The sequence below is a fragment of the Algoriphagus litoralis genome, from assembly GCF_003259255.1.
GTDB classification, from domain to species: domain Bacteria; phylum Bacteroidota; class Bacteroidia; order Cytophagales; family Cyclobacteriaceae; genus Algoriphagus; species Algoriphagus litoralis.
In genome coordinates, this window is the sequence record NZ_QGOL01000007.1 from 400,655 (window position 1) to 423,231 (window position 22,577).

Sequence of the window (22,577 nt, forward strand, 5' to 3'; positions counted from 1 at the left end):
TTGTTGTCGCTTGGCTGACATTTGGTTATCGACGATTTAGGAAATTTGCAGAGGTTAAGTCATTGCTTTATCCACTAATACAATTCCGGTCTATGAAACAAGTTATCGTTCTACTCATTTTACTGACTTTCCAGTCGGTCTCATTTGCACAAAAATCCGAGATCTATCTCGCTGACAACAAAGCAATAGGCGGCTATGATCCGGTAGCCTATTTCACAGAGAAAAAACCAGTCAAAGGAAAAGAGGAATTCAAAGTAGCCTATCAAGGCGCCAATTGGCACTTTTCCTCAGAAGCAAACAAAAAACTCTTTGTAGCTAATCCTGAAAAATATGCCCCACAATATGGTGGCTATTGTGCCTTTGGAGTGGCAGGCGGCTACAAAGCCAAAACTTCTCCGGATGCATGGACTATTGTGAATGACAAACTCTACTTAAATTACAATCTGAACGTCCAAAAAGACTGGCTGAAAGATCGGGATTCGATGATTCAGAAAGCCAATAAAAATTGGGCGACTGTCAAAAAGAACTAATGCATGAACAATAGCGAGTTGTCAGTGGTCGCAGAGGATCCGATACCTAATCCCACGATCACGCCGTTCGCAGACAGTACAGCTCTGACCAATACCTTTGAGTTTTGGCCAGCTTGGACGATTCATATTCCGATGTACTTAATCGGTGTATACCAAGGAATCCGACTGGGAAACCTCAATTTCTTTCCGGCAGTCAATCCCGGAATGGCAAACGGCGGGCTGTTTCTTTACTCCAAGTTTGATTCTTTAGCAGTTTTTGCTCCTAGAAACATCCCAAAAAGCATCCTGAGCAAATCCCCTCACCAGCCGAAAACTCTTTTACAAAACGCCGAAAGTTCAGGGTTTGCTTTTCCAATGATCTTCAAACCTGATATCGGTGAGCGTGGCCGGGGAGTAAAGCTTATCCGAAATGAAAAGGAAGCTGAAATTTACCTGCGAGACTTTAAGGATGAATCGGTTATTGTCCAGGAGTTTATTTCAAAAAGTGAGGAATATGGAGTTTTCATCCAAAAAGATCCAAGCACCCGGCAAATTAAAGTCACCTCTATCACACAAAAAATCCCGCTTCAGGTCGTAGGAAATGGCCGGGATAACGTGCTGGAATTAGCCCAAAATCATCCCCGCGCCAAACGGTATCTTGCTGAAATCAAACCTGAACTTCTGGAAATAGTCCCAGCCTCAGGAAAATTGCTCCAGCTAAGTATCAAGGGAAACCATTGCAAGGGAGCCGCTTTTGTGGATCGCTCTCAGTTGATCTGTTCAGAAATCATGGATGCCTTTCAGGAAATCTGCGGACACGTAGAGGACTTCTACTACGGGAGACTCGACGTGAAAGTCAATACCTCCACTGACTTGAAAAAACCCGATGAAATCCTCATTTTGGAAGTAAACGGAGCCAACTCCGAGCCGATTCATATCTATTCTCATGGCAAAACTTACCTGAGTTCAATCCGGGAAATTGCCCGCTACTTTCAGCAGATGGCAACTATCGCCCGATCTCAGCTCAGCAGCATTCGCCCCGAACCCAAACTGAAGGATTTACTTCGGAATTTTTGGCTCTACCGTCAACTAATCAAAAACACGCATGAGTGAGGAAGTGAAATTTTGGCACCTGAGAAATCATCAGCTCTTTTGGGTATTGAACAACTCCCAAGTCCGTCAGCTCTGCATCATCACCAATTACAAGCGGGCAAAAAAGGGGGAAATGATTGATTTTGGAGAGCATGAAAGCTCCCGAATCTATCTCCTGAAGCGTGGCAATCTTAAAATCGTCCAAGTGGATGAGGAAGGAAACGAACTAATCGTGGACATCATTCAGAAGGGCGAACTTTTTGGTTCACTGAATTTTGGACAGGACAACGGCAGCTATGAATATGCCCAAGTGCTCACAGACAGTGTCGTTCTTTGCAGCTTCAATACCGCAGATTTCGAACGGCTTTTGGCTGAGCATCCGACTTTGGCGATATCTTACACCAAACTGATCGGCTTCAGGTTGAAACGAATCAAAAACAATTATTCCAACCTTTTCTTCAAAAACACAAAAGAAAGATTGATTGCATTCCTCACCGATTGGGCCAATCGCGAAGGGCGGTTCACCGGGAACCAGGTCTGCATCGACAACTTTCTCACCCAAAAAGAAATCTCCCAGATTATCTGCAGCTCCCGACAGACCACCACCCAGCTGTTCAACGAATGGGAACAGCAGGGACTGATCAGCTATTCCCGCAAGGAAATCATGATCAAAAACCTTAAAGAACTTGCATAAAAAACTCCTAAATGCAAGTTACCCGACAATTCAAAAACCAATCCAGCTGCATCTTGAGACATGAAAACCAAATCTCATCACGATGCTACAAGGCCCCGGATTTCCTCCTAATACGATGACCAATGCCAAATTCCTCAGTTGGGGACTGCGGATATTGGCTGCGCTGATTCTGATCCAATCTTTGATTTTCAAGTTTGGGGCACATCCGGATTCGGTGATGCTATTTACCCAGCTCGGGGTAGAGCCCATAGGCAGAATCAGCCTTGGCGTGATCGAACTGATCGTAGCGACCCTGATTCTATTTCCCAAAACCACCCTTTTAGGTTCTATTTTGGGCATAGGAATAATGATTGGCGCCTTGGGTGCTCATATTTTCCAAATAGGCATTATATTCAACAACGACGGAGGAAAGCTTTTTGGACTGGCATTGGTCTGTTTTCTGGCTTGTGTAGGGCAGGTGATTATTTTCAAAAATCAATTGATCAGCTTTATAAAAACTCGGTATGTTAGCTAAAGCTTGCGCTCTTCAACTCCAAGAACTCAGTGATCTACTGGATCAACTTCCCCCAGAAAGGTATTCTTCCATTTCCCCTGTATTTCGCACAGCTTCTGTCGGTCAGCATGTTAGGCATATCATCGAGCTTTTTGAATGCCTGATCCACCAATATGAATCAGGACAGATCAACTACGATCTCAGAACCAGAGACCCAAAGCTGGAAAATGATCTGGCTTTTGCTCTCGATAAAATCAGGCAGGTACAATCCAACATCAGTCTTCCTGACAGGGATTTGACACTTTTTCAAGATCAATCTTTAGGGAATCAAGGAATAAAAACCACTTTTTTCCGCGAATTGCTATATAACCTTGAGCATTGCGTCCACCATCAGGCACTGATCAGACTGGCCTGTCAAGTGATGCCTGAAGTGATCATTCCTGTAAACTTTGGCGTAGCCAAATCCACCCAAACCTATCACAGCCAACTCGCTTCCAATAACTGAGATTGGCGGCCGATCTTGGGCACCAAGCAAACTAAACTTCGACTTTTTCCCTATCTTTTCATTTCAAAACCACCTGCTGAATATGAAACGGATATTAGTCTTTTTGCTGCTTTTGAGCAGCTTCACCTCCTATTCCCAAACCTTCGATTCTTCCCTCCCACTCAAGTACCGAAATATCGGTCCCTTCCGTGGCGGTAGATCCGTCACAGCCTCTGGAGTAGTCAATGACCCCTTGACCTACTACTTTGGTACCACTGGCGGAGGAGTCTGGAAAACTTCCGATGCAGGACAGCATTGGGAGAATATCTCTGACGGATTTTTCACCACAGGCTCGGTAGGTGCTGTGGCTGTCGCCGAAAGCAACTCCAACATCGTCTATGTCGGCATGGGTGAGCATGCTCCTCGGGGCGTGATGACCTCCTACGGAGATGGCATGTACAAATCCACCGATGCCGGCAAAACCTGGAAAAAGATCGGTTTGGAGAAAACCCAACACATTTCCCGCATCCAGATCCACCCGACCAATCCTGATGTACTTTTCGTGGCGGCTCAAGGAGCACTTCACGCCCAAAACGAAGACCGAGGCGTCTACAAATCTATGGATGGTGGTTTGACTTGGGAAAAAGTCCTTTTTGTGGACAACATGACCGGAGCCGTGGAGCTTTCCATGGACATGAACTATCCCGAGATCCTCTACGCAGCCATGTGGGAGCATCAGCGATTCCCTTGGCAGGTGAAGTCAGGAGGTCCGGGTTCGGGTCTCTACAAATCCACCGACTCCGGAAAAACCTGGAAGAAAATCCACAAAGGGCTACCTGAAGAAAAAGGAAAAATGGCCATCTCGGTCTCTAGAGCCAATTCAAACAAAGTATATGCGCTTATTGAAAGCGACACTGAAAAGGACCTTGGTGGACTTTTCGTCTCTGATGACGCTGGAGAAAGCTGGTCCTTGATCAACAAAAGCAACCGACTCACCCAGCGAGCTTGGTACTACATCGAGGTTTTCGCTGATCCGATCAACGAGCACAAAGTCTATGTGCAAAGTGCACCGTTCTTGGTGTCGATCGACGGAGGCAAAACCTTTGAGGACATCGACGGTCCACATGGCGACTACCACGATCTCTGGATCAATCCCAAAAACGCCAACAACCTAATCCTCGCCGATGACGGTGGCGGTTCGATCTCCTTCAATGGCGGCAAAACATGGTCTACTCAAAGCAATATGCCTACTGCACAGATGTATCGCATCAATGTGGACAATCAGTGGCCATATCGCATCTACGGCGGCCAGCAGGACAACACTTCACTGGTGATTTCTAGCATGGCTTTGGGTCGTGGAGGCATCACACAGGAGCACTGGAACTACTCCGCAGGGGGCGAAAGTGCATTCTTGGCTTTCGATCCCGATGATCCAAGGTATGTGCTCGGAGGAAGCTATCAGGGTACTATCGAAGTACTCGACATGGAGTCTCAAGGTTCGACCAATATCATGGCCGCTCCGATTCAATACCTCGGCATGGATGCCAAAGATATGAAGTACCGGTTCAACTGGAATGCTCCGATCATCTGGTCTCAGCACGAACCAAACACCTTCTACCATGCTGCGCAAATTCTGCTCAAAACTCAGGATTGGGGTAAAACCTGGACAGAGGTATCTCCCGACTTGACCCGAAATGAGAAGGAAAAGCAAGGAAAAGGAGGCGTGCCTTATACCAATGAAGCCGTGGGTGCAGAAAACTACGGCACTATCGCCTATGTGATCGAAAGCCCGCACGAAGCTGGAGTCATCTGGACAGGAAGCGACGACGGACTGGTGCAGCTGACCCGTGACAATGGAAAAACCTGGACCAATGTCACGCCTAAAGGCCTTGCGGAATGTCTGGTCAATGCTATTGAAGTTTCTCCACACGATCCGGCGACGGCCTACATTGCTACTACCCGTTACAAATTTAATGATTACACCCCAGGTCTCTACAAAACAACAGACTATGGAAAGACCTGGACAAATATCTCCAAAGGCATTCCAACTGGAGCATTTACTCGGGTGGTGCGGGAAGATACCAAGGTGAAAAACCTGCTTTTCGCAGGAACAGAGACCGGAATGTATATCTCCAAAGACGGTGGAGCGAATTGGGCTTCTTTTCAACTCAACCTGCCGCTCACTCCGATTACCGATCTGAAAGTAGCCCATGATGATCTCATCGTGGCCACAGCTGGTCGCTCCTACTGGATTTTGGACGAACTGAATGCCGTCCGCGAACTCCAACCCAAAGTCGATCAAATCAAACTCTATACGCCTGAAGTAGCACTCCTTGGCAACTGGTATTCTGCTATGAATGGAGGAAATCTGGATAACTTCACCGGAACGAATCCTTTCCAAGGACACAATCCTGCCAATGGCATGGTGATCTATTACCACTTGCCGGAGACTTTTGCAGACAGCACCGAACTGACCTTGGAGGTCTTGGATGCGGATGGCAAACTCGTGCAAAAGCTCAGTTCCAAGCGTAATCCAGACTTTGTGTCTTACGACGGAGGACCTTCCCCCGATCAGACTATCTCTACCCGCAAAGGAGTAAACCGATTCGTGTGGAATCTGCGCTACCCTACTGTGCCGGGTATCCCAACCGCTTACATCGAGTCCAGCTATGCCGGACATAAAGCGATTCCGGGCACATATACCCTTCGTCTCAGCGGAGGTGGCATGACTGCCGAAGCCAAAGGAGAAATCAAGGATATTCCTGCCTACAACCTGACTCCAGCTGACTACCAAGCCTATCACGAGTGGATGAGCCAACTCGAGAGCGAAGTCACTACGATGCACACCATGGTCAATACTGCAAAAACCTACCAAGACCAACTCAAAGATCTGGTCAGCAGATTGGATGATAAAGCTGAATACAAAGACCTCAAAACCGCAGCAGAAACCCTGATCAAAGAAATTCAGACTTGGGATGAGGAGATGGTGCAGCGCAAATCTACCGCCTACGATGATGTGGAGAACTTCCCGAACAAGTTTACCGCCAACTTCATGTACATGATGAACCACGGCGAAAGCTCCATTCCTAGGATCAACGAAGGCACCAAAGCCCGCTATGCCGAACTGATGGAGCAGTGGAAACCCCTCAAAGCCGAAGGCGAACGACTGATCCAAACTGCTGTGCCTGCCTTCAACAAGCTGGCAAGTGAAAAGGGTGTGGGTGTTTTGTTTGTGAAGTGAGAAAATAAAAAGCTGGGTGGGATTTTTAATTCCATCCAGCTATTCCTAAATTCATAATAAATGAAAGGCGACAGCAATGAAGGAAAGTAAGAAAGCAAAGAATCTAAAAACCTTAGATCAATTGATTGAGGAAGAATTTGGGCCAACGGGTATGAAAGCCAGAGATAAATTTGAAAAGGGGTTTAAGGCTTTTGAAAGATCTTTCTTGGACAAAAAACGGAATGGGATTCCTTGACAATAGTATCTTGACCAATTAGAAATTGGTAGGGATATGAGGGTGGAATTGCAAATTCCACCCAGCCTTATACTGAACTTCAAAGGTGCTGAGAAGAGATTACATCTAGCGAAGCTTCACCCAGAAATAAACTTATTATGATTTAAGAAAAATGAAAAAAGAAAAAGCAATTAATTCCTTCAAGAAGGAATCTTGAAATCAATTTATTGAATATGAGACTATATAAATATCATAAAATTGATAAGTTTTTGATCTGGAGCTTGGTTAACACTGAAAATTGGTATAGCAGATTAAAGTACCTAAACGATCCTTATGAAGCTTTTTTCAATGATCAAACCAGCACTAGCATTTATAAAAATTTTAAAGAAACACTATGCATTTGCAGCTTCTCAAAAACAAAAGATGAGATTTTAATGTGGTCACACTATGCAGATGAGCATAGAGGTGTATGTTTAGAGTTTTTATGCCCAGAAGATAATAACTTTAAATCATCATTGATTGAAATAAATTATAATAACAAAATAACCAAACTTGACAATGTTGAAATAACCAAAGACGGACATCTTTCACTGAACATAAACTCGAATGGAAGCTGGATTTCTCAAAAACTTGAAACCTGGAAATATGAACAAGAAATCAGGAGGATTATAATTGAAGAAAACACTAGTATAAAAGGTTTATCAAATAAGTTTCCTGGAAAACTCTCTTCTATATATTTTGGAGTGAATGCCAATAAGTTTGAAATTGATTTAATAAAAAAAATCACAAAAGATCATAATGACTTGAATTATTTTAAAGTAGAATTAAATGAAACACAGAACAATATGTCATCAAATCATATTGTATAATGCCTTATTTTAATTCATGACTTTCCTAAAAATAACCCCGGACAAAGAAAATGAAGCTGGATTTGGTCAAATCGCAAAGACCCTTTTTGAAGAATATGTCATTCAGAAAGGTGATAAGCTTTTTAGATTGATCGAGATTGAGTTCTATTGGAATTCGGAAACTCATCCTGACCAATCCACATATGGCAGAAATCATATCCGACCACAGGCCGGAGATTGGTTTTTTCATTATTCGGGGGTTGATATTGCCTTGGACAATCAAGAACTCAAAGGAGAAGGCGGGATCTTAATCAGAGGAATTTATGACATTGCTGAAAAGAGGGAGATCAAAGGACCGATGATCTGTGCAATGACCCTTTTTAGCGGATTCAATGCCTTTGACGGAATCATACAAACCAAGCTTATCAAAAAATCATTTGACTCCTTTCCTATTAAAGCAGGGCCAAGAAAAGGGCTTGGCAAAAATGCTGAGGTAAACGAAATGCATCTAAAGAATTATGCTTTCTCTATCAATCCCAAAAAATTACCCGCCTAAGTGTAGTTTACAAACTGGATTAGGCATAGGTTGCCCACCCTGCAACCTGGCCTCTCGCTATCCCGATAGCTATCGGGATCACCGAAGCTTTTTAAACGCTCGATCCTGCCGGAAATTCAAAACGAATTCTAAAAATAGCTTTCCCGGCATACTGGGCTTGCTCATTAATCAGCCAACGACGTGTATCGGTCTAAGGGATAAATCAATTTTTGCCTCACTAAAAACTTATTAAGAAATTGTAATAAACTTCAAATAATTGAATATATTCATGAAAACCATATAAGCCTTCCCAGAATCTCATCAATTTAAAATGAAACGTATACCCCTATTTTCTGCCATATTCCTCCTGTCATGGTTAACAATTGGCACAGCCTCAGCCCAGAACCCTAGAGATATCTTCATAAAATTTGAAATCGATGCTGCGGCGATTTTTGACGGGGGTGATGTGGAGGAGTATTCCGAGATGTCTGATGACAACAACGGTGGAAGTAGTAGCGGAAAACCGTCGGATTTCGAATCTGAAGCGTACATTTCCAAGTTTGTCAACTGGGAAATCGACAATATCGGAGCAAATCCCAATGAGTTTCAAGTCAAATTTTTGGACTTTCCCTGGACTGGTCCCAGTGGTACATTTAAGGACAATCCCATCAAAGGAGGAGGAAAAAAAGCCAAAGCAAAAATCGAGGACAACGCCCAAGTGGGCGTAATTAAGTACACGATCAGATTTACCATTCGAAATAAGGTAACAGGAGAAACCCGAACCTTTGAACTTGATCCCAAGATTAGAGTCGTTTAACCGATGAAAATAAGAGCAGAAACCTTCTCCAGTTTTGAACGTAAATTTCTGCAATATCCTAAAGTTATCAGTGACCGGTTTGGAGTTTACTATTCTGGTGAATTTCAAGAGGAATGAATAGGACCTATCCAAAAAACCATGAAATTGAAATCCTCACTTTTGAATCTCCTGCTAGCTTGTATTTTTACGTTAGCTATTTCCTGCCAACCCAAAACCGTAGAAGAACTGGCGGAAAAGGATGCCAACACCTTTTTCAGCAACCTCGACGATGCGGAGAAATTAGCAGCTCATCCCTGGGTCATCCCTGTAAATATTCCTGAAGAACTAGCAGAACAGAACAGGGCTAAGTCCATAGAGCGACTTCAGAATTATTTCTCAGAGGTATGTAAGGGTGATCCAAAAGACTTCAACCTGCTCAAAACATACCGAAAAATCGGAGATGACAACCAGAAAATTCTCTTCCTAGAATACGAGTTTTGCACCTCGGGAATGGTAATCATGGGCTATGAAGTGGAAGAGAATGACCTTACCCTTTTTAGTGTTTGGCCGAAAAAGAAGGACGACAAACCTGAGGTATTATTTTCCGACAAGCAAGAATGGTAATTTAAGATTGTTGCAACTTACATATCTATTGACTCCCGTTTTTTTGACCCAATAGGAGGTAAATATGCAACCTCAGCACCAATCAAAATTCCCTTAGCCTTTCATTTTCTCATCTTGATCAGCTTTTCCAAAAATCTTCCTAATTCCCCAAATGGAAACAAACAGCACAATCGTATTGACTAACGGTTGGATTTTGTCCATTAAGATTTGACAATATTTCAATATCTTTTTCCCTTAAAATGGATCCATGGCTAGAGAACCTCTAAAAATCTGGGAAACGGGAGAAGCTATCATCACAAAGGAGAAAAAAATCCGAAGATTCACCTTCCGGAACTTAATCCAAAGCTTCTTAGATATTTTTGAACTAGATCGTGGGATAGTCTATACAGTCATCGGTTTATTTCAATATCCTGGCAGAATCATCCGCGGATATCTGGACACGGAGCGACTCACGATCACCAACCCCATCCGGTATTTTCTGTTTATAGTAGGTTTGAGCACCTACCTCACGGTTAAGTTTGATTTCTGGATTCAGCAAAACTTGGCTTTTGGCAATTCGGAGACGGCTAATATGAGCGTTGAGCAGCAAGAATTTAATCAGAGATACATCGAAGTCTATCAATCCGTCTTTGTGGATTATCTTTCGATTTGGTTTGCGGTGTCAGCCCTTTTCACCGCCTTTTTTTCCTATCTATTTTTCAGGAAATCGGGTTTTACGTATTGGGAACAGCTCATAGGCAACCTATTTATTTTCAACCAGATGACCCTGATGTTCATTCCTTTTATCTTAATTTCATCGGTATTGGAGGTGGATTCGCTTTATTTGGTCTACATTCTGGCGAGCTATACATACGCCATTTGGGCTTACAAAGACCTTTTTACCACGGGTTGGGGTGCTGCAATCTTCAAGGGCCTTTTGATTCAAACCTTGGGGACAGTTTTGTTTTTTGCACTTTTCGCCGTGGTATTGACCGTAGTTTTGCTTTGGTGAAAAATAAATTCAACTGATTTTTACGTATAAAATCTTCAAAAAACCAATTCCTACTCGCGAGGGGTTCAGTCGAAATCATTCGAAAATTTTAAAAAAAAACTGCCAGATTGATCTCTGGCAGATCAAGTGGGAATCTCTTTTTTTGACTTGAGAATTAGTCTGGAGAAAATAGAATTTATTCCACCAGCGTGAATACCATTTGCCGAAATTTCCATCCGGTCTCGTCTCCGTTGCCTGCGCCGGAAGTTTGCTTGAAAATCAGTCCGATGATTCCAGTCTGAGGGTCTGCAAAATACTGGGTGTTGAAATACCCTCCCCAGTCAAAGGTTCCTTTGCTGCCCATTCCGCCCATTGCCACACCTTTGTCCGTCACCACCCCAAAACCAATTCCATGGTAACGATCCGCATTCCAAAGGTCGCCAACTTGGTTTTGCATCATGGTCTGAATAGTTTGTGGGCTTAGAATCCGCTTTCCATTATATATTCCGCCATTGAGATACATCTGGAGAAATTTAGCATAATCTTCAGTCGTGCTTGACAGTCCTGCTCCACCTGAAAAGAAGGTTTTTGCACCAGTTTTGGGATAGGCCGGATCATAGAACGTGACAGGATAAGCAGCCCATTTTCCATCTTTGCGGGTGTGTACAGTCACCAATCTCGGCGCTTGCGCATCATTAAGATAGAACCGGGTGTCGTTCATTCCAAGCGGATCAAACAGTCTGGTTTTCAAAAACTGGTCAAATGGCATCCCGGATATTACTTCAACCAGATATCCTAAGACATCTAATCCTTCGGAGTAGGTGTATTTAGAACCTGGCTCATGGTGCAGAGGTAGCTTTGCCAAGCGGGTAACACTCTCTTTAATGGTAATTGCCTCGGTAGTGAATAAATCTGTGATGCCGCCTTTGTGATAAATCATTTTCATTCGCTCATCTCCATCAATTACACCATATCCCAAACCTGAAGTATGAGTCAATAAATGACGGATGGTAATCTCTCTGGTGCTGGGCTTGGTGCTGTAGGTTGTATCTGCATAACGAAAGCCACTAAGCACCTGAGGGTTTTTGAATTCAGGGATGAATTTGGAGATCGGGTCATCCAGTCTGAACTTCCCCTCCTCCCAGAGTATCATAATAGCTGTCGAGGTAATTGCTTTTGTCTGTGAAGCAATCCGGAAAATACTGTTTTTCTCCATCGCCTTTCCCGATTCTACATCAGAGAATCCTTTGGCCGAGTGGTATACTACCTTTCCGTTTTTCACGACCATGGCAACTAATCCAGGAACTTGCTCTTTTGTGATGGCGTCCTCGAGCATGGCATCGAGTTTTTCTACTCTTTCCCGTGAGATGCCTTCGACGGGAATTTTTCCAGCATCGATGATCGTCTGAGCAAATGAAATCTGAAGAGCTGCAAAAAGGGAAAGAAAAGAAATGGTGATTTTTAGGTTCATGGTTCTATTGGGATTAACTGGCATCAAAGTATAAAAAAGAAGGCAAAAAAAAACCGGCATCAGCCGGCTTTTCCTTGGTCGGGGAAACATTAGTTTCCACCGACTTCAAAATAATATTCTGTTCCGTCTGGGAACATTCCCAAAATAACCAAATCTTCGCCTTTGGAATCCTCCAGAAAATCTATCATTTCCTGAGCATTATTTATTCGTGTTCTTCCGTTGTCTGAGATCACAGAAGTGATGATAAAGCCATTTCTTGCCCCAGCTTTTCTCCAGTTTTCATTGCTGTTCATTTTAATTAAAGCTCCACCGGAGATTTCAAGCTGTGCTTTTTGATCGTCTTTCAGATCCTCAAACTGAATACCTTCAAATGTGTAGGTCTTCGGTACTTCACGTTTCACGATTTCAGTATCACCGGAGAAGTTTTTAAGGGTTGCGGTTGTTTTGGAAGTTTTACCATCACGGATATACTCCACGTCGATTTTATCACCAGGACGTCTTCTAGCGACCAATTCCTGCAGATTTGCCACATTGTTTACCTTTTTTCCGTCTATTCCGATGATGATATCACCTTCTTTCAGACCAGCTTCCTGACCGGCTGAGTTTTCATTCACTTTACCGATGTAGACTCCTTGTCCAACTGGGAATTTGAGATCCAGAGCATCTTCCAGCTGAGGACTGACATCCTGAATATTCACTCCCAAAAGTCCTCGCTGCACAGCGCCATACTTCATGAGGTCATCCATTACTTTTTTCACCAGTGTACTGGGTACTGCAAAAGAATACCCTGTAAACGTTCCTGTACTGGTAGCGATCGCAGTATTGATTCCGATCAGTTCTCCAGCGAGATTGACTAAAGCTCCACCCGAATTTCCCGGGTTGACTACGGCATCCGTTTGTAGGAAGGATTCGATCTGAAGGTTGTTTTCCACACCTCTTAGAATCCCGATATTTCGGGCCTTTGCAGAGATAATTCCCGCAGTGACAGTAGAGTTTAAATTAAATGGATTTCCAACAGCCAGCACCCACTCACCGATTTTGGTATTGTCTGAATCCCCAAACTTCACAAAAGGAAGGCCTTGTGCGTCGATCTTCAGCAATGCTAGATCTGTGGTCGGATCAGTACCGACGATGGTAGCCTCATATCGCTTATTATTATCTAAGGAAATATCAATCTTAGTCGCACCATCCACTACGTGATTATTGGTCACGATGTAGCCATCTGCCGAAATGATTACACCAGAGCCTGAACTTACAGGCATCTGACCTCCTCGGCCAGATCTCTCTTCATCTCTTGGATCGGGAAACCCAAAAAACTCTTGAATAGGGTCACGCTGAGCTCTAGGAGTGAACGCTACCTGACTATTGACATGCACCACGGCTGGGGTGACTGCCTGGGCGGATGCTACAAAATTGATTCCGTCGGGGATGGTAAAATCCTCTCCCGACAAAAGGTTGACGAAGGATGCCTGCTGTTTTTCGTCGAAAGTACCGGCATTCTGTGGCTGGATCAGAAAACTCACACCTGCCAATGCCACTACTCCACCAATAAACGCTGCGAGAAGCATACCCAAGAAGAATTGTTTCTTGCTCATAATTCTATCGTTTTCATATGATTATTATTCATTTCTAAAAAGGACACCTCCTGTGTCCTAGATTAAAATCCCCATTCGTAAATCGGTGAACTCACGGGCACTTCAATTTCTGTCACGAATTTTCATCTTAAGACTCATTTTGAAAGGGAATAGATCGGTCCTTCGTTCCAAATTAACAAGTTTTAACCGCAATCTATGTTAGTCTTATAGGTATAACAGAAATTAAAAGAGTGGGTTTCCCCACTCTTCATTTATTTCACTTCGATCGTTGCCTTATTTACTTTTTTCTCCTTTTTGGGTAGCACCAATTTGAGGAATCCGTCGGCATAGACCGCCTCCACCTGATCCTCCATCACATCTTCTGGAATGAAGAAAGATCTTCGGAATGACCCGAATTGTGTCTCAATGCTGTGGAAGTTTTTACCTTCTTTTTTCTCCTCAAGTTTCCGTTCTCCTGAGATGATCAATTTGCCATCTAAAAGGTCAATTTTGAAATCGGACTTCTTCATCCCAGGTACTGCGACATGGATTTCGTAGGATTTGTCATCCTCTGCGATATCTACCGCTGGGCTAAATTGCTTTAAGTTGGCGCCAACCGAATCATTGAAGAACCTATCCAGCATCCCGCTGAAGGTAGTTGGCATTTGTGGATCAAGTTGATTATATCTCACCAGTTTCATAGTAGTTGTTGGTTATAATGATTAGATGATTCCTAATCTGTAAAATCCATACCACTCGAAAATTTCAGTCATTCTGTCTTGATTGGCGCTATTTTTCTTCAAAAAGCATGTCAATGTGGCGCAATAATCCGGTTTTAAGGTTGTCAATTGATTTTGATTATTTCAAGAAGAAATTCATATTTTTAGAAATAATCATCCACAGCCATGCGTCTCCTGATTTTATTTGCTTTGCTAGCGCATCCATTTTTCACTATCCAGTTGATGGGGCAATCCAACCTCCCTCCTACGAAAGAAGATAGTCTTTTGATGTCTACCAAAGATGTACTTCTACTGGTAGAGCCCGAGGATTCATTGTCCAAAGCCAACAAAAATGAGATCGTTCCTTCGCTGGAAGAATTGATCAAAAAAGGAAAGTCCTACACATTACTTTCGAATGACATCAGGATGGAGCTCGAAAAAAAAATGGATTCAACCTTCCTGTACACAGAACTTGCCGGAATAGAGTCAGTACTCACCAGCCTGGAAAGCCGGACCAAAAACCCTGTGACTAAATTCAACTTCAGGTATGTCAATGCCTTGAATCGAATTCTGGAAAAAACCCAAAAGGCAAATGATGAACTGGATGAAACAGTACAAGAAAAGTTAGACAAATTAAATATCCAGGACAGTCTCTTGTCCATCATCAGAAATGATGATCTATTTAGATTTAGAATACGAGATACCCTGCTCCTGCCCAATTACATTGCAGAAATCGACCGTCTCAAAAAAAGCATTCACACGCTTGACAGCACCCTTTTCAGGGAGATTCTATTCGCAGCCAGATTTCAGTCACAACTCAGCCTCAATACCATCCGGATCAGAGACCTAAACCAATATGTAGACAAAAGCCAGGATATCCTCGAGAAATCCCTCTTCACCAAAGAGATCAACTACCTATGGGAAGATTATTCGATCCCATCGCCCAAGTCCATTTTAAAAATCACGCTGGACTCCCTGAAAATCAATTTCCTTCTTCTAAACCGACAACTAGACGGACAAGGGCTGAGTATCCTGGTGTCGGTTTTATTGATTTTGGCCTTCTACTTTTTGGTATTGAGAATATTGAGAAAAATTAAACTCACAGATGAAAACTCCGATCTAATCTTGAGCAGGTTGAGGTTTTTGAGAAAATCGCCGTTTTCAGGAGTAGTAATTTCGTTGATTCCAGCTTTATTCTTCCTTTTTGAACAAGGATCCATCAACTTTATTACGCTGACCATTTTTATTCAGATTTTTTTCTCCACCATCCTGATTTTCCGCTCATTCGGCAACCTTATCCGAGTCAAATGGGTGATTTTATTGGTGGTTTTTGTATCCTTTACCTTGAGTAATCTCTACTGGGAAATCGCCTACCAAGAACGTATGTATTACCTATTTGGTGACATCCTCGCAGTATTGGTTTTTCTGAGGTTCAAATCCATCCGTTTTTCGTCAATTGACCAATCGGAAGAAAAATTCGTCAACTTGATTCGAATCATATCCGGATCATTCCTCCTACTTGGAATATTAGCTAATCTCTTTGGAAGGTTCAGTTTGGCAAAAATCCTAAGCGTAGCAGGAGTGGTAAGCTTCATGCAGGCAATCTCGCTGTATTTCTTTGTGAAAGTCACTTTGGAAATCGTATATATCCTAGTGGAAAACAATAAAAAGCACGATGCCCTCGATGCTCTCTTGAATTTCAATGAGATTCAAAAAAGAATGAAAAGCCTCCTATTAGCCATTGGAGTGATCTTTTGGCTGATGATTTTATTGCATAATTTATCGCTCAATAATTATTTCAATGACACCTTGGGTGAATTCCTTTCAAAAGAAAGAATGTTAGGGAACACTCCATTCTCATTTGGTGCCATTCTACTTTTTGCAGGCCTGATCTATGGCTCATCTATATTGGCCAATAACGTGGCCTATTTTTTCTCTATAAAAGATCAAAAGGCAGGAGATATCCGATCCAAAAAGCTTGGAAGCAGCGTGCTTATCATTCGACTTGGAGTGTTGACTGTCGGTTTTTTCATTGCAGCTACAGCTGCCAAAATCCCTCTGGATAAGATCACTATCGTTTTGGGAGCACTCTCTGTGGGGATCGGATTTGGACTCCAGACCATTATCAACAACCTGGTTTCAGGGCTAATCCTTGCCTTTGAAAGACCGATTCAGATAGGTGATGACATCGAAGTGGGAACAATGAGTGGCAAGGTAAAGGAAGTGGGGATCAGGGCGAGTAAAATTCTCGCCTACGACGGATCGGAAATCATTGTACCAAATGGGGATTTGCTATCTCAAAGCCTCATCAACTGGACTCTTTCGGACCAAAGAAGACGAATAGAGCTCCTCATCGGTGTTGCTTATCAATCTGACATGGCCCTAGTCAAAAAACTGATGGAGGAGGTTTTGAACCAAGCCCGGATCATGAAATATCCAGGACCAAAGGTACTCATGCAAAATTTTGGTGAAAACTCAGTGGACTTCCGATTGCTGTTTTGGGTAGAATCGATGGACATCTACATCGATGTGAGAAATGAAGTGATGCAGGCACTTTTTGAAACATTCCATGAACATGAAATTGAGATTCCATTTCCAAAAAGAGATGTTTATATCAAGGAATTGCCTGAGGATTTCAACGAACCCTCAAAACAAAAAAAATCCCCCGAATCATGATTCAGGGGATAATTTACACTAATACATTCACTTGAATTTCTTAGGCCTTTTTGACGTTGATGGCGTTTGGTCCTTTTTTACCCTCTTTGATGTCGAAAGTGACTTTGTCGTTTTGCTCGACTTTGTCCACTAAACCGGTAGCGTGTACAAACACATCTCCCTGAGTTTGGTCATCAACGATAAATCCGAAACCTTTGGCTTCATTGTAAAATTTTACTGTTCCGGTAAACATAATGAATTGTTATAAATTGTAACTGAAAGTGATTTAAAAGTAAATATTAGATCGAAAAAAACAAAATAATCGTTTATTGGTTGTCCAAATGAAAAAAATTATTTTGATCAGGCATGCAAAATCGGCCTGGGACAATCCTTTTTTAAATGATCACGATCGTCCATTGGCTGAACGGGGCCTGACTGATGCTCCTAAAATGGCCAAACGTCTAAAGAAAAAAGGGATCATTCCTGACTTGATGATCAGTTCCACTGCTCTCCGTGCTAGCGAAACTGCCAAAATCACAGCAAAAATCCTCGATTATCCTTCGGATAAAATTTCGTTTGATAAAAACCTGTTTCATGCCTCAGCCAACGAAATTCTGAAAATCATCCGGATGCAAAAAGATTCCGTGAACACCCTTTTCGTTTTCGGCCACAATCCGGGATTCAATGAATTGATCACACACTTGGGAGGTAAGTTGGAAAATCTCCCCACCAGTGGACAATTTGGATTTAAACTCAATGCAACGCATTGGTCAGATATAAATTCCTCCAGAGTTGGGGTATGGTTTATCGACTATCCGAAGAAAAAAAATTAAGTCAAGTCAAAATCTCTTACGTCCTGGAGGGTGTCAGGAAAGTCATCAGACTTACTTAAGAGGTGCATAATTTTATCCGCCACTTCGTCGGCAGAGCTGAGCTGCCCTTCTGATTTATACTTACTAAATCGCTCCAAAGCCGGAAATTCCTCAGGGTCGGAACCTCTGATATCGGCCTGCATTCCGGTATCCACTATCCCAGGAGCTAAGGAATAAACCCGGAATCCCATCTGCTGCAAATCTTCAGCAGCAACTCTAGAAAACATCGCGAGACCAGCTTTGCTACTGCAATATTCTGCCCAACCGGACAGCGGCTTATGGGCTGCCCCAGAACTTATATTGCAGATCAACTTCTCCCCACTTTTGGATCCATAGATTTTCACAAAGGCATCAGTCAGAATCATCGGAGCGATGAGATTTACATGCATCATATCAGTGATCACTTTTGGTGAAAGTTTTCCGACGGGTTTTATCTCTCCGATCCAGCCAGCATTGTTGATCAGTATTATTTTCTCATAATCCCCAGAAGGAAAGAGCTGGGGAAGTTCCGCCTCCAATCCGACTAAATCCTTGAGATCAAGTTGAATTTCTAGGACTCGTTCGTCATTCAGGGCTAAACCTGACCTAGAGATCGCCACCACTTGGAATGTGCCTTTAGTTAGGAATCTTTCCAGAATGGCTTTACCCAGTCCTTTGGTATGACCGGTTAGGATGAGAAGAGATTTTTTCATGACATAAAAAAGGCACCGAAGTGCCATTTGAAATTAAAGAATGTACTGTGACAGGTCCCGGTTTTTCACAAGCGCATTTAAGCGCTCTTCCACCATTTCTTTGGTCACCATGATCTTCGAGTTGGCTTCGATGATATCTGGCACATCAAACAGGAAGTCATTCAGCAAATGACTCATCACAGTATGCAGTCTTCTGGCTCCGATATTTTCCACCTCCTGATTGATCAGGAAAGCAAGTCTAGCAATCTCTTCGATTGCATCGTCGGTAAACTCCAAGGAGACTTCTTCTGAGCCGAAAAGCGCCTGATACTGTTTGGTCAGTGCATTTTTTGGTTCCCTGAGAATCCTGGAAAAATCCTCCTGAGTCAAGCTCTGAAGCTCCACTCTGATCGGGAATCGACCCTGAAGCTCCGGAATCAAATCTGAAGGCTTACTCACATGAAAAGCCCCGGCAGCGATGAACAACACGTGATCAGTATTGACTACGCCATACTTGGTGTTGACTGCAGTACCTTCTACGATCGGGAGCAAATCGCGCTGCACACCCTCGCGGCTGACATCGGGTCCGCTACCGCCTTTTCCGGATTTGGAAGCGATCTTATCGATCTCATCAATAAAGATGATGCCATTGTTCTCCGCAAGTTTGATCGCTTCTTCTTTGACTTCGTCAAAGTCCACCAATTTGGATATTTCGTCTTCGAGCAGGACTTTTCTGGCTTCGGCGATACTCAGTTTGCGCTTTTTGGTTTTTTTGGGCATCATGCCTGAGATCATGTCCTGAAGTCCAGCCATGCTGGCGTCATCCATCATTCCGTTTCCGATCATTCCGATTCCGACAGGAGAAGATGCTTTAACATTGATTTCAATTTTACGCTCGTCCAGTTCACCGTTTCTAAGCTTTTCGCGGAAACGCTCACGGGTACGCTCATTCAATTCAGAATCGTCAGCAGGATCAGAAGAGACTTCAGTATTAATGGCAATTGGTCGGGTGAACCCGGCGCTTTTCACCGGCGGAATCAGGATATCCAAGATCAGTTCCTCCACAGCCTCGGTCGCTTTTACCTTGACCGCTTCATTTTTGACTTCTTTGACTAAGTGAATGGACTGCTCCATCAAGTCCCGCACCATGCTCTCGACATCGCGACCTACGTAGCCCACTTCTGTAAATTTGGAAGCTTCCACTTTGGTAAAGGGCGCCTGGGCAATTTTGGCTAATCTCCGAGCGATTTCGGTTTTCCCGACACCTGTGCTCCCAATGAGAAGAATGTTGTTTGGCACGATGTCTTTTTGAATATCAGACTTCACCATCATGCGACGGATTCGATTTCGCAACGCAATGGCCACGTTTCGTTTTGCGTCCTTCTGACCGATAATGTATTTGTCAAGCTCCCCTACTATCTGTCTGGGAGTAAGTGATTCGATTTGATTCATGATCCTAGTGGTGTTGGTAATGAAACTGGTTTACGTTTCCAAATGATTAAAAAGACTTCCTCTTTTTAGGGAGAAAGTCTTGAAGGGAAATTATTCGGTTGGTTTTGTTTCCGCCGAGAATGTAAACTTCAGCGGCTTATCCACCTTACTTTGCGTGAGGGCAATATCCAATACCTCGGATACCCGATCTACAAAATGAAACTCGATGCCTTTGACATATTGCTGATCGATCTCTTCGATATCACGCATGTTCTTTTTGCAAAGGATGATCTCTTTGATTCCGGCTCGTTTGGCAGCCAGGATCTTTTCTTTGATTCCACCTACAGGCATGACTTTACCGATCAGACTGATCTCTCCGGTCATAGCAACTTTGGATTTGACCTTGCGCTGGGTGTAGACAGAAGCCATTGCTGTGAGCATGGTAATCCCGGCAGATGGGCCGTCTTTTGGCACAGCACCAGCCGGCACGTGGATATGGAGGTCATATTGATCAAAAACCCGATGGTCGATACCAAGTGTTTCCGCCTTAGATTTGAGGTAGGAAAGTGCCGTCATAGCCGACTCTTTCATGACCTCACCGAGCTGACCTGAGAGTGTCAATTTGCCTTTTCCCCGACTTAGGCTGGATTCGATGAAGAGTATTTCTCCCCCAACGCTTGTCCAAGCCAAACCAGTCACCACACCTGCGATGCTGTTATCTTGGTAGATTTCTTTGTCAAAAATCTCTGAGCCCAGAATCTTACGCACGGCAGCCGGCGTGATCTTGTGATCGTATTCCTCCTCCATGGCAATGGATTTGGCGATATTCCGAACCACTTTTCCTATTGCACGCTCAAGGCCTCTTACGCCCGACTCCCGGGTATAATCCTCGATGATTTTTGCCAAGGCAGCTTTGTCAAAGGTGATATCTTTTGCTTTCAAGCCATGTTCTTTTCGCTGCTTTGGTACCAAGTGTCGCTTGGCAATCTCAAGTTTTTCCTCCTGAGTATATCCAGTGACCTCGATGATCTCCATTCTGTCACGCAATGCTGGCTGAATGGTATCTAGTGAGTTGGCAGTGGCGATGAAAAGGACTTTACTCAGATCATATTCCACTTCCAGGTAATTGTCAAGAAAAGCGAAATTCTGCTCCGGATCCAATACTTCCAAGAAAGCGGAAGATGGATCCCCTCTGAAATCTGATGAAAGCTTGTCAATCTCATCCAGTACAAAAACCGGGTTGGAGATCTTTACCTTCTTCATATTCTGGATGATCTTTCCAGGCATCGCTCCAACATAGGTTTTGCGATGGCCACGAATTTCGGCTTCATCATGAAGCCCTCCCAGTGACATACGGATATATTTTCGACCCAAAGCAGCCGCAATGGACTTCCCGAGCGAGGTCTTCCCAACACCTGGAGGTCCGTAGAGACACAGGATAGGACCTTTGAGATCGTTTTTCAATTTCAGGACGGCGAGGTATTCGATGATTCGCTCCTTGACTTTTTCCAACCCAAAATGATCAGAATCCAAGGTGGCCTTGGCATGTTTCAGATCAAAATTATCCAGAGTAAACTCATTCCAAGGCAGATCTACCAGCGTTTCGGCATAGTTGAGAGCGATAGGATATTCTGCTGCGGCGGGATTGATTCGGAGGATTTTGTCGAGCTCTTTGTCAAAGTGCTTTTTGACCTCCATCGGCCAAAGCTTCAATTCTCCCCGTTCGCGCAGATCCTGCACTTCTTTTTCCGGCCCCTCTTCGCCCAACTCGTCCTGCAAGACTTTCATCTGCTGACGAAGGAAATAATCCCGCTGCTGCTGATCGATGTCGGTGTGAACTTTCTTATGGATCTCAGACTTCAACTCCAGCATTTGGATGTCTTTCATCATGTATTCGAGCAAAAGCGTCGCTCGCTCCACCCCATCGTTGATTTCGATCAGGCGCTGCTTGGATTCCACGGGTGCGTTGATGTTGGACGAAAGAAAATGCGTCAGAAATGGCGTATTGTCGATATTGTCCAAGGCCACCTGTGCTTCACGGGGGATTTCGGGATTCAGGTGCAAAATCTTGCTTGCCGCTTCTTTCAGGGATTCTTCCAGTGCCTTGATTTTTCTGGAGTTTTTCGGAAAGCTTTCCTCCAAGTAATCCACCTTGGCCATGAAATAGGGATCATCGGTGACCTGCTCGCGGATTTTGAAGCGTTTTTTACCCTGGATGATGATCGTGGTATTGCCATCGGGTAGGACGATCATCTTCACGATTTTCGCTAAAGTACCTACATGATAGATGTCTTCCCATCCCGGATCGTCATTGTTGGGATTGATCTGGGCACATACACCTATTAGTTTATTGCCTTTGTGGGCCTTTTTTACCAGTCGGATGGAACGCTGTCTTCCCACAGTAATCGGTATGATCACCCCCGGGAAAAGAACGGTATTTCGTACAGAAAGAATCGGAATCTCTTCATCATAAGATTCATTGATCGGATCGCCTTCTTCTTCGTCAGTGATCAGTTGGATAAGGTCTCCCTCACCTGTATAATCCCCTGACATCAGATTTTGAAATAAAGAATTTGAGAATTGGTTCATATGGACAGAATGACAGCCGGACTGTCAGTGAATAGCTAAAATGAAAGAAGAACCCTCTATATACGAAGGTTCTTCCTATTAAGTCAAGGTCAATG

General features: G+C 43.6%; 20 protein-coding genes. 13 read left to right on the forward strand and 7 right to left on the reverse strand.

The window, feature by feature from the left end; translation table 11 throughout:
- Positions 1-92: 92 nt before the first annotated feature.
- The 11 genes from DK188_RS09425 to DK188_RS09475 all read left to right on the forward strand — a co-directional run bounded on the left by DK188_RS09425 (position 93) and on the right by DK188_RS09475 (position 10,521).
- Complete coding sequence (locus tag DK188_RS09425) at positions 93-530, forward strand: YHS domain-containing (seleno)protein (protein WP_111670554.1); 438 nt, start codon at positions 93-95, stop codon at positions 528-530.
- 3 nt (positions 531-533) lie between these two features.
- Positions 534-1,622 carry an ATP-grasp domain-containing protein gene (locus DK188_RS09430; RefSeq protein WP_111670555.1) on the forward strand — a complete coding sequence of 363 codons (1,089 nt, stop codon included), beginning with the start codon at positions 534-536 and terminating at the stop codon, positions 1,620-1,622.
- On the forward strand, positions 1,615-2,295 hold the full coding sequence (locus DK188_RS09435) for a Crp/Fnr family transcriptional regulator (RefSeq protein ID WP_111670556.1): 681 nt from the start codon (positions 1,615-1,617) through the stop codon (positions 2,293-2,295). Before DK188_RS09430 ends, DK188_RS09435 begins: the two co-directional genes overlap by 8 nt.
- An 82-nt stretch (positions 2,296-2,377) precedes the next feature.
- Positions 2,378-2,809, forward strand: coding sequence for a DoxX family protein (locus tag DK188_RS09440; RefSeq protein ID WP_198672994.1), 432 nt, complete (start codon positions 2,378-2,380; stop codon positions 2,807-2,809).
- A complete protein-coding gene (locus DK188_RS21460; protein WP_157963210.1) occupies positions 2,799-3,293 on the forward strand; it encodes a DinB family protein in 495 nt (164 codons plus the stop codon). The genes DK188_RS09440 and DK188_RS21460 overlap by 11 nt, the downstream gene beginning before the upstream one ends.
- An 82-nt stretch (positions 3,294-3,375) precedes the next feature.
- Entirely contained in the window at positions 3,376-6,513 is a 3,138-nt protein-coding gene (locus DK188_RS09450; protein ID WP_111670559.1) for a WD40/YVTN/BNR-like repeat-containing protein, read from the forward strand.
- A gap of 447 nt (positions 6,514-6,960) precedes the next feature.
- Positions 6,961-7,596: a DUF2971 domain-containing protein gene (locus tag DK188_RS09455; RefSeq protein ID WP_111670560.1), complete on the forward strand. Its 636-nt coding sequence runs from the start codon at positions 6,961-6,963 to the stop codon at positions 7,594-7,596.
- A 16-nt stretch (positions 7,597-7,612) separates the two neighbouring features.
- On the forward strand, positions 7,613-8,131 hold the full coding sequence (locus tag DK188_RS09460; RefSeq protein WP_111670561.1) for a hypothetical protein: 519 nt from the start codon (positions 7,613-7,615) through the stop codon (positions 8,129-8,131).
- Between the two features lie 310 nt (positions 8,132-8,441).
- The gene (locus tag DK188_RS09465; RefSeq protein WP_111670562.1) at positions 8,442-8,927 is read left to right on the forward strand and encodes a hypothetical protein; all 486 of its coding nucleotides are present in this window, start codon (positions 8,442-8,444) and stop codon (positions 8,925-8,927) included.
- Positions 8,928-9,065: 138 nt separating this feature from the next.
- On the forward strand, positions 9,066-9,530 hold the full coding sequence (locus DK188_RS09470) for a hypothetical protein (RefSeq protein ID WP_111670563.1): 465 nt from the start codon (positions 9,066-9,068) through the stop codon (positions 9,528-9,530).
- 247 nt (positions 9,531-9,777) lie between these two features.
- Positions 9,778-10,521: a DUF3667 domain-containing protein gene (locus DK188_RS09475; protein WP_111670564.1), complete on the forward strand. Its 744-nt coding sequence runs from the start codon at positions 9,778-9,780 to the stop codon at positions 10,519-10,521.
- A gap of 175 nt (positions 10,522-10,696) precedes the next feature.
- Here DK188_RS09475 and DK188_RS09480 read toward each other — a convergent pair whose 3' ends face one another.
- The 3 genes from DK188_RS09480 to DK188_RS09490 all read right to left on the reverse strand — a co-directional run bounded on the left by DK188_RS09480 (position 10,697) and on the right by DK188_RS09490 (position 14,246).
- On the reverse strand, positions 10,697-11,971 hold the full coding sequence (locus tag DK188_RS09480; RefSeq protein ID WP_232825703.1) for a serine hydrolase domain-containing protein: 1,275 nt from the start codon (positions 11,969-11,971) through the stop codon (positions 10,697-10,699).
- Between the two features lie 89 nt (positions 11,972-12,060).
- Entirely contained in the window at positions 12,061-13,566 is a 1,506-nt protein-coding gene (locus DK188_RS09485) for a trypsin-like peptidase domain-containing protein (RefSeq protein ID WP_111670565.1), read from the reverse strand.
- Positions 13,567-13,817: 251 nt separating this feature from the next.
- On the reverse strand, positions 13,818-14,246 hold the full coding sequence (locus DK188_RS09490) for an Hsp20/alpha crystallin family protein (protein ID WP_111670566.1): 429 nt from the start codon (positions 14,244-14,246) through the stop codon (positions 13,818-13,820).
- A gap of 204 nt (positions 14,247-14,450) precedes the next feature.
- Between DK188_RS09490 and DK188_RS09495 the strand changes: the two genes are divergently transcribed.
- A complete protein-coding gene (locus tag DK188_RS09495; protein WP_111670567.1) occupies positions 14,451-16,940 on the forward strand; it encodes a mechanosensitive ion channel family protein in 2,490 nt (829 codons plus the stop codon).
- 40 nt (positions 16,941-16,980) lie between these two features.
- Here DK188_RS09495 and DK188_RS09500 read toward each other — a convergent pair whose 3' ends face one another.
- On the reverse strand, positions 16,981-17,172 hold the full coding sequence (locus tag DK188_RS09500) for a cold-shock protein (protein WP_111670568.1): 192 nt from the start codon (positions 17,170-17,172) through the stop codon (positions 16,981-16,983).
- Positions 17,173-17,260: 88 nt separating this feature from the next.
- Here DK188_RS09500 and DK188_RS09505 point away from each other — a divergent pair, with 88 nt between their 5' ends.
- Positions 17,261-17,752 carry a SixA phosphatase family protein gene (locus tag DK188_RS09505; RefSeq protein ID WP_111670569.1) on the forward strand — a complete coding sequence of 164 codons (492 nt, stop codon included), beginning with the start codon at positions 17,261-17,263 and terminating at the stop codon, positions 17,750-17,752.
- On the opposite strand, the gene DK188_RS09510 is transcribed toward DK188_RS09505, so the two are convergent.
- The 3 genes from DK188_RS09510 to lon all read right to left on the reverse strand — a co-directional run bounded on the left by DK188_RS09510 (position 17,749) and on the right by lon (position 22,482).
- Positions 17,749-18,483 carry an SDR family NAD(P)-dependent oxidoreductase gene (locus tag DK188_RS09510; protein ID WP_157963211.1) on the reverse strand — a complete coding sequence of 245 codons (735 nt, stop codon included), beginning with the start codon at positions 18,481-18,483 and terminating at the stop codon, positions 17,749-17,751. The two genes, DK188_RS09505 and DK188_RS09510, sit on opposite strands and share 4 nt — an antisense overlap.
- Before the next feature lie 33 nt (positions 18,484-18,516).
- Positions 18,517-19,914 carry an ATP-dependent protease ATPase subunit HslU gene (hslU, locus tag DK188_RS09515; RefSeq protein ID WP_198672995.1) on the reverse strand — a complete coding sequence of 466 codons (1,398 nt, stop codon included), beginning with the start codon at positions 19,912-19,914 and terminating at the stop codon, positions 18,517-18,519.
- Between the two features lie 90 nt (positions 19,915-20,004).
- Positions 20,005-22,482: an endopeptidase La gene (gene lon / locus DK188_RS09520; protein WP_111670572.1), complete on the reverse strand. Its 2,478-nt coding sequence runs from the start codon at positions 22,480-22,482 to the stop codon at positions 20,005-20,007.
- Between the last annotated feature and the right edge of the window lie 95 nt (positions 22,483-22,577).